We start from the raw sequence: 7,637 nt of genomic DNA, 5'->3' as shown, positions 1-7,637 counted from the left end.
GATAAATGGCCCACCCCTGAAGGGGTGGGCCATTTTGCGTTTCTGGGGTTGATCGTCGCGCGTTTGGCGAATGGTAAAGGCCGGTTTCCGCGTACGCGTAGCCGGCCGTTTCGCTGGGCGTTTTATTTGCGGGTCTGGGTGGCGTTGCGGATCTGCAGGATCAGGGTGGCGGCGTCTTTGCCGGTGCGGCCGGGGAACATTGCCAGGGCGAGGCTGCCGTGGTCGGCCCAGCCGCAGACCGGCATGTCGGCGTTGTCGGTTTTGGTGGTTCCGCATTTCATCGTTCCGCCGAGTTTGCCGGCGTCGACGTCGTGGAGGCCGGTGACCGCGCCCTGGCCGTCGGAGATGATCTCGAAGGCTGTGTCCAGGTCGGCGCCGGGCGTCCAGATCAGCGTGGTGCCGCCGAAGAACAGGACGCCGTCGGTGGAGGTGCCGTCGAGGTAGACGCCGCCCGTTGTGTGGTCCAGGTCGACCTCCGCGGACAATGCCGTCTGGAGATAGTCGGCCGTGGACCGCCCCTCCTCGGTGGTGTCCAGTTTGAGGTTGCCGACGGTCGGGGGCGAGGTGAGCGTGGCGTCCTTCTGGGAGGCGATGCGCCATCCTGCGTACCCGATGACTGCCATGCCGGCGAGAGTCACGGCGAGCAGGGAGCCGAGCACTATGGTCTTGGTCCGCGACCGCGGTGTCGTTTCTTCAGCATCCTCATCGGCGGGCCCGGTGAGGGTGAACGGCTCGTCCGAGACCTCCACCGGGTGGCCCGCCGATGGTGCCGGAACCGGGGCATCAGCGGTGGGAGCTGGGGGGATGTCGGCCGGAACGGCCGGGGTGAGTGCAGGGTCCGGAGCTTCGCCGGCGGGGGCCGGGGACTCGGACAACGGGCCGGGGCGGTCGGACATCGTGCGAGCCTAACAACAGTTATCCACAGGCAGGACGGGCGGACGCAGCGCACCGGCGCGGGCTCCGTAAACTTGGCGGGTGACCGAAGCTTCCGATACCCGCACCCCCGACAGCCGGCCCACCGGTGGCCTCTCCGCCCAGTATCAGCCGGGCGAGGTAGAGCAGCGGCGGTACGAGCACTGGGTATCGTCCGGCTACTTCCAGGCGGACCCGGCGAGTGACAAGCCTCCCTTCTCCATCGTCATCCCTCCGCCCAACGTGACCGGCTCCCTGCATATCGGTCACGCCCTCGACCACACCATTCAGGATGCCCTCAGCAGGCTGAAGCGGATGCAAGGCTTCGAGGTGCTGTGGCTGCCCGGCATGGACCACGCCGGCATCGCCACGCAGAACGTCGTCGAACGGCAGCTCGCCGCGCAGCAGCTCTCCCGGCACGACCTGGGCCGCGAGAAATTCGTGGAGAAGGTCTGGGAGTGGAAGGCGGAGTCCGGCGGCGCGATTCTCGGGCAGATGCGGCGTCTCGGTGACTCCGTCGACTGGAGCCGTGAGCGTTTCACCATGGACGAGGGCCTGTCGCGGGCCGTCCAGACGATCTTCAAGCGGCTGTATGAGGACGACCTCATCTACCGGGCCAACCGGATCATCAACTGGTGCCCGCGGTGCCTCACCGCGCTCAGCGACATCGAGGTCGAGCACTCCGACGACGACGGTGAGCTCGTCTCGATCCGGTATGGCGACGGGGACAACGCGATCGTGGTCGCGACGACCAGGGCCGAGACGATGCTCGGTGACACCGCGGTGGCCGTCCACCCGGATGACGAGCGTTACCAGCACCTGATCGGCACCGAGGTCGAGCTTCCCCTCACCGGGCGGCGCATCCCGATCGTCGCCGACGAGCACGTCGACCCGAGCTTCGGCACGGGTGCGGTCAAGGTGACGCCGGCGCACGATCCGAACGACTTCGAGATCGGCCAGCGGCACAATCTGCCCAGCCTGACGATCATGGATGAGCGGGCCGTCGTGACGGTGCCGGGGCCGTTCGAGGGTCTCGACCGTTACGAGGCGCGCCCCGCGGTTGTCGACGCGCTGCGTGAGCAGGGCCGCATCGTCGCCGAGAAGCGCCCCTACGTGCACTCGGTGGGGCACTGCTCGCGGTGCAAGACCACCGTCGAGCCGCGGCTGTCGCTGCAGTGGTTCGTCAACACCGGGCCGCTGGCCAAGGCCGCCGGGGACGCGGTCCGCGACGGCCGGGTGTCGATCGAGCCCGCCGAGTTGTCCAAGCGCTACTTCGCGTGGGTCGACAACATGCACGACTGGTGCATCTCCCGCCAGCTCTGGTGGGGCCACCGCATCCCGATCTGGTACGGCCCCGCAGGCGAGGTCGTCTGTGTCGGTCCCGACGAGGAGCCGCCGACCGGGGAGGGCTGGCACCAGGACGAGGATGTGCTCGACACGTGGTTCTCGTCGGGGCTGTGGCCGTTCTCGACCATGGGCTGGCCCGAGCAGACCGCGGAGCTCGCGAAGTTCTACCCGACCAGCGTGCTGGTGACCGGTTACGACATTCTGTTCTTCTGGGTCGCCCGGATGATGATGTTCGGTCTGTACGCCATGGACGGCGAGGCGCCGTTCAAGGTCGTCAACCTGCACGGCATGGTCCGCGACGGGCTCGGCAAGAAGATGTCGAAGTCGTTCGGCAACGTGGTCGACCCCCTCGACTGGATCGAGCGGTACGGCGCTGACGCCACCCGGTTCACCCTCGCGCGCGGTGCCAACCCGGGTTCGGACGTGCCGATCAGCGAGGAGTGGTGCCAGGGCTCGCGCAACTTCTGCAACAAGCTGTGGAACGCCACCCGCTTTGCCCTGATGAACGGCGCCACCGTCGAGGGCGACCTGCCCGCGCCGAGCGAGCTGTCGTCGGTCGACAAGTGGATCCTGTCGCGGCTGCAGCACGTGGTCGGCGAGGTCGACGAGCTGTTCGCGACGTACGAGTACGCGAAGGTCTGCGACACCCTGTACCACTTCGCGTGGGACGACGTCTGCGACTGGTATCTCGAGCTCAGCAAGCCGGTCCTGTCGAGTGACGGCCCCGGGGCGGCGCAGAGCCGGCGGGTTCTCGGTCACGTCCTCGACCAGCTGCTGCGCCTGCTGCACCCGGTGATCCCGTTCGTCACCGAGGAGCTGTGGACCGTGCTCACCGGTGCCGAGACGATCGTGCGGGCCTCGTGGCCGACGGTCGACAAGGTGCTGATCGACGACGCCGCCGAGGAGGAGCTGGCCGCCCTGCAGAAGGTGGTCACCGAGGTCCGGCGGTTCCGTGCCGACCAGGGCCTGCGCCCCGGTCAGCGGGTCAGCGCGGCGCTCACGGGTCTCGGCAACGTCGGCATCGACACGCACGAGCCGCTGATCCGCTCGCTCGCCCGGCTCGACGCCCCCGGCGCCGAGTTCACGGCCACGGCCACGCTCGCGGTCACCGGCGGGATCACCGTCGACCTCGACACCCGCGGCACGATCGACGTCGCGGCCGAGCGGGCCCGGCTCGACAAGGACCGGGCCGCCGCCGAGAAGGAGCTGGCGCAGTGCCGCGGCAAGCTCGGCAACGAGTCGTTCGTCAGCAAAGCACCCGAGCAGGTCGTCGCGAAGATCAAGGATCGGCTGGCCACGGCCGAGGCCGACCTCACGAGAATTGCGGCGGCCCTGGAAGCGTTGCCCACAGCATGAGCAGGTCACTACTCCCGCAAGGGCGGGTACAGCTATGAGCAGTTACGACGAGGTGATCGCCGCGCTCGACGGGCGCGGCTTCACCCGCATGAACTTCGACATGCAGAAGATCCGCGATCTGATGGACGTGCTGGGCAGCCCGCAGCGGGCGTACCCGACTATTCATCTGACCGGGACGAACGGCAAGACCTCGACCGCCCGGATGATCGACGGCCTGCTGCGCGCGCACGGCTTGCACACCGGGCGCTACACGAGCCCGCACCTCGAGACCATCCGGGAACGGATCAGCCTCGACGGTGAGCCGGTGACCGAGGAACAGCTCACCGCCACGTACGACGAGATCGCCCCGCTCGCCGACCTGATCGACAAGCAGGCGGCGGAGCCGCTCACGTACTTCGACATGACCACGGCGATGGCGTTCGCGACGTTCGCCGACGCGCCCGTCGACATCGCGGTCATCGAGGTGGGGCTGGGCGGCGAGGAGGACGCCACCAACGTCATCGACGCCGGCGTCTGCGTCATCACCCCGATCGGCCTCGACCACACCGAGTGGCTCGGCGACACGATCGAGGACATCGCCTGGGCGAAGGCCGGCATCATCCACAAGGGCGCCACGGTGATCTCCGCGCTGCAGACCGAGGAGGCCATGCGCCCCCTGCTGGAACGCAGCGCTGAGATGGGTGCGACCGTCGCCCGCGAGGGCAGCGAGTTCGGCGTGGTCCGCCGTGACCAGGCAGTCGGTGGCCAGCTGCTCGCCATCCAGGGCCTCGGCGGCGTCTACGACGAGATCTTCCTGCCGCTCTTCGGCGCCCACCAGGCTCAGAACGCCGCGCTCGCCCTGGCGGCCGTCGAGGCCTTCCTCGGCGCGGGGCCCGAGAAGCAGCTCAACCCGGAGACCATCCGCGAGGGCTTCGCCACCGTGGACTCGCCCGGCCGGCTCGAACGGGTCCGCAGCGCCCCGACAATCCTGCTCGACGGCGCCCACAACCCGCACGGCATGGCGGCCACGGTCACCGCGCTGGAAGAGGAGTTCGCGTTCCGTCACCTCGTCGTGGTGGCCGCGTTCCTCGGCGACAAAGACGTCGAGGGCATCCTCGCGCTCCTCGAGCCGGTCACCGCCCGCCTCGTCGTCACCCAGAACAGCTCGCCCCGCTCGATGCCCCTCAACGAGCTGTCCGAGCTGGCCATCGACATCTTCGGCGAAGACCGCGTCACCATCGCCGAGACGATGCCGGACGCCATCGAGGAAGCCGTCGTCCTGGCCGAAGAAGACACCAACGGCGAGCACAGCGGCGTCGCGGTCCTGATCACGGGCTCGGTCGTCACCGTCGCGGACGCCAGGAAGCTGCTGAAGAAATGACCACGCCCCGTCCTGAACCCGCCGAAACGCCGCAGATTCCCGCGGATGCCGTGCCGGCTGCGGATGCCGGCTTGACCGCCGGCAGTGACTCGGCCGCTGCCGACGCGGACATGGCTCAGCGGTCCGGGTTGAAGAATCCCGCGGCTGCTGTGCGGGGGCTCGGGGCGGGCACGCTGATCCTTGAGGCGATCATCCTGCTGCTCGGCATCCAGCCGATCCGGATCCTCGGCGGGCACCTCAGCGGCTGGGGTGTCGGTGCCGTCATCGCGGAGGCGGTGGTGGCGATCGTGCTGGCCGGGCGCATGGGGACTGCCTGGGCGTGGACGGCCGGCACGGTGCTGCAGGTGCTGCTTCTCGCTTCGGGGCTCTTCCACTGGTCCCTGGGCGCGCTCGGGTTGATCTTCGGCGCTACCTGGGCGTATGCGTTGCACGTGCGGCGTTCGCTCGGGCGTCCACCCGTACGCAAATAGTGATTTGAGTCAGAGCCGGCCGCCGTTCCTGGCGGCCGGCTTGTTGTGTTGTCAGCGGATCGCACGCCATTGGGTGATGGCGATGTTGTGGTTGTCCGGATCGTGGAACGAGGCCGCCCACAGTTCGAGTTTGTCGCCGCGATTCACGGGGCGCGGGCCGTGCACGAACGGCACACCCTTGCGCTTCAGCTCCTCGTAGACCGCCTCCACATCACCCACCTCGAGGTTCAGGTAGATCAGCCGGCCGACCGCGGACAGATCATGCACCGTACGCAGGACAAGTCGCGTGTCACCCGACGCCAGAACCGCGCTGCCTGCTCCCGCGTCGATCTCGTAGAAGCCGAGCATGTCCTTGTAGAAGCCGATCGAGCGCGCCAGGTCCGTCACCAGCACGGTGATCCCCACGCCGTGAATCGCCCCTGAGGGTCCGGGACGTGCACTCGGGTACGCGGTTATCAGGTCGTCGACCCTGCTCGCCGGCTCGAAACCACCCTCCAGATCCGACCACGGGCTCCCCCCGAACTGCGCCCCGCGAACCCTGATGCCCTTGTCGGGCGGCGGGACGAAAATGCCCGCACTTGATCGGGATGACTGCGGCGGCACGGTTGCGGATCCCGACGCTTTCGGCCTTGGCGCCTGTGGTGGGACCTGCGCCGAACCCGTCGCGGATGTCGGCACCGGGCCGGGCGTGGGGGCCGCTGCCGGGTCGGAGGAGTGCCTGGGGGACTTGCGATCCGGTACTGCGGCGGCACCGGACGTTGCGCCGGGGGATTCGTGGAGCGGGACCGCGGCGGGCCGGGAGCCCCCGGAAGCCGTGGCCGGTGGCTCGGCGTCGGAGTCCCCGGAAGCCGTGGCTGGCGGCTCGGCGCTGGGGGCGGGGAAAGCGGCCGGTGCCTTGGAGTCGGGGGAGGGGACCGTGGCCGGCTCGGAAGCGTGGGAGGCCGTTGCCGGTGGCTTGGCATCGTGCGACGGGACCGTGGCAGGGCCGGAGTCCTGAAGGGGCGCTCTGGCGGGCCTCGGGTCCTGGACGGGCGTTGCGGTGGGGCCGGGGTCCTGGGACGGAGCTTCGTCGGGTTCGGAGCTCTGGAGGGGGGCAGCGGCGGAACCGGATGTGGTGGGGGAGTTCGGCGGGTGGGGTGACGTGGTCGGTGGGCGGTTGATCAGCGGGGTGGGGTTGGGGGGTGGGGCTGAGGTCCGGGTGGGGGTTCGGGGAGCTGAGGTGGGGGTCGGCTCTGGGCGTGAGCGGGGAGGGGCGTCCGGTTTGGAGCGGAAGGCACCGGCGACGGCGGCTACTCCGGCGGCTACCGCGGCTGCCAGGCCGGTGTGGGGAGCGACTGGCCTGGGCTCACCGGGCTCCGATCCGGCCGGCCGTTCGGCCGGAGTTTCGGAGACCGACCGGTCGGTAGCGGGTGGTGCTGATGTCGGCTGGGCGCCGGCGCGCGGTGCAGGTGTCGATGGCGCGGCGGGTGGTGCTGAGGCCGATTGGGCAGCGGCGGGTGGTGCTGAGGCCGATCGGGCAGCGGGGGGTGGTGCTGAGGCCGATCGGGCAGCGGGGGGTGGTGCTGAGGCCGATTGGGCAGCGGCGGGTGGGGCTGATGTGGGCCGGGCGGGAGCGGTCGGCTCTGATGCCGCAGGGGTGGGGGAGCGGCGGGTCTGCCATGGGGGTGGTTCCAGGTCGCCCAGGAGGTCGTCGTCCAGGGGCTTCCGGCGGGACGGGGGGTTTTCCGCGGGGGGCGCGATGATGCCCGCTGCCATGGCGGAGCGGGTACGGGGCTGGGATTCCGGGGGTGGTTCGGGGTCGCCGTCCAGGGGGAGGTCGATTTCGTCGTCCTCGCGGGCGTGGCGGGGTCGATCGGGTGCGCGTGTCGTGGCCGCGGCGGCCGGTGGGCGCGTCACGGTCGGCTCGGGATCGTCGGGGCGGTCCGGCGAAGCAGACGTTGACCGGGACGGTGCGGGGGAGTCCAACCCTGACGGAGACGGTGCGGGGGCGGTCGGCTCGGGCGGTGACTGGGGCGTCAGCCCGGACGGTGACGGTGAGGTCGGCTGGGCGGTGGGTGCGGCGGGGGAGACCGGGGCTGGTGGGGTGTCGTAGCTGGTGGAGGCCGCTGCGTAGGTCGGGTCGAGGGTTGCCGGTGCCGGTGCCGGTGCCGGTGTGGGGGAGGGCGTCGGGCGGGGGCGGGGGCTGGGCCGGG

General features: G+C 70.0%; 6 protein-coding genes. 4 read left to right on the top strand and 2 right to left on the bottom strand.

Going from position 1 to position 7,637, the window contains the following annotated elements; genetic code table 11:
- Positions 1-122: 122 nt before the first annotated feature.
- Positions 123-896: an RAD23 family protein gene (locus Ahu01nite_RS37390; protein ID WP_203841462.1), complete on the bottom strand. Its 774-nt coding sequence runs from the start codon at positions 894-896 to the stop codon at positions 123-125.
- Positions 897-975: 79 nt separating this feature from the next.
- Here Ahu01nite_RS37390 and Ahu01nite_RS37385 point away from each other — a divergent pair, with 79 nt between their 5' ends.
- Genes Ahu01nite_RS37385 through Ahu01nite_RS37375 form a run of 3 tightly spaced genes read left to right on the top strand, consistent with a single transcriptional unit; the run spans position 976 to position 5,445 of the window.
- Positions 976-3,615: a valine--tRNA ligase gene (locus Ahu01nite_RS37385; RefSeq protein WP_203841461.1), complete on the top strand. Its 2,640-nt coding sequence runs from the start codon at positions 976-978 to the stop codon at positions 3,613-3,615.
- A 34-nt stretch (positions 3,616-3,649) separates the two neighbouring features.
- Complete coding sequence (locus tag Ahu01nite_RS37380; RefSeq protein WP_203841460.1) at positions 3,650-4,975, top strand: bifunctional folylpolyglutamate synthase/dihydrofolate synthase; 1,326 nt, start codon at positions 3,650-3,652, stop codon at positions 4,973-4,975.
- On the top strand, positions 4,972-5,445 hold the full coding sequence (locus Ahu01nite_RS37375) for a DUF4233 domain-containing protein (protein WP_203841459.1): 474 nt from the start codon (positions 4,972-4,974) through the stop codon (positions 5,443-5,445). The genes Ahu01nite_RS37380 and Ahu01nite_RS37375 overlap by 4 nt, the downstream gene beginning before the upstream one ends.
- Positions 5,446-5,496: 51 nt before the next feature.
- On the opposite strand, the gene Ahu01nite_RS50825 is transcribed toward Ahu01nite_RS37375, so the two are convergent.
- Entirely contained in the window at positions 5,497-5,850 is a 354-nt protein-coding gene (locus tag Ahu01nite_RS50825; RefSeq protein ID WP_239159457.1) for a VOC family protein, read from the bottom strand.
- 1,462 nt (positions 5,851-7,312) lie between these two features.
- Between Ahu01nite_RS50825 and Ahu01nite_RS37365 the strand changes: the two genes are divergently transcribed.
- Positions 7,313-7,537 carry a hypothetical protein gene (locus Ahu01nite_RS37365; protein WP_203841464.1) on the top strand — a complete coding sequence of 75 codons (225 nt, stop codon included), beginning with the start codon at positions 7,313-7,315 and terminating at the stop codon, positions 7,535-7,537.
- The last annotated feature ends 100 nt before the right edge of the window (positions 7,538-7,637 follow it).

It is taken from the genome of Winogradskya humida (assembly GCF_016862215.1).
GTDB classification, from domain to species: domain Bacteria; phylum Actinomycetota; class Actinomycetes; order Mycobacteriales; family Micromonosporaceae; genus Actinoplanes; species Actinoplanes humidus.
The sequence above is the reverse complement of the archived record's forward strand: the minus strand, read 5'-3'. Positions and strand labels throughout refer to the sequence as shown.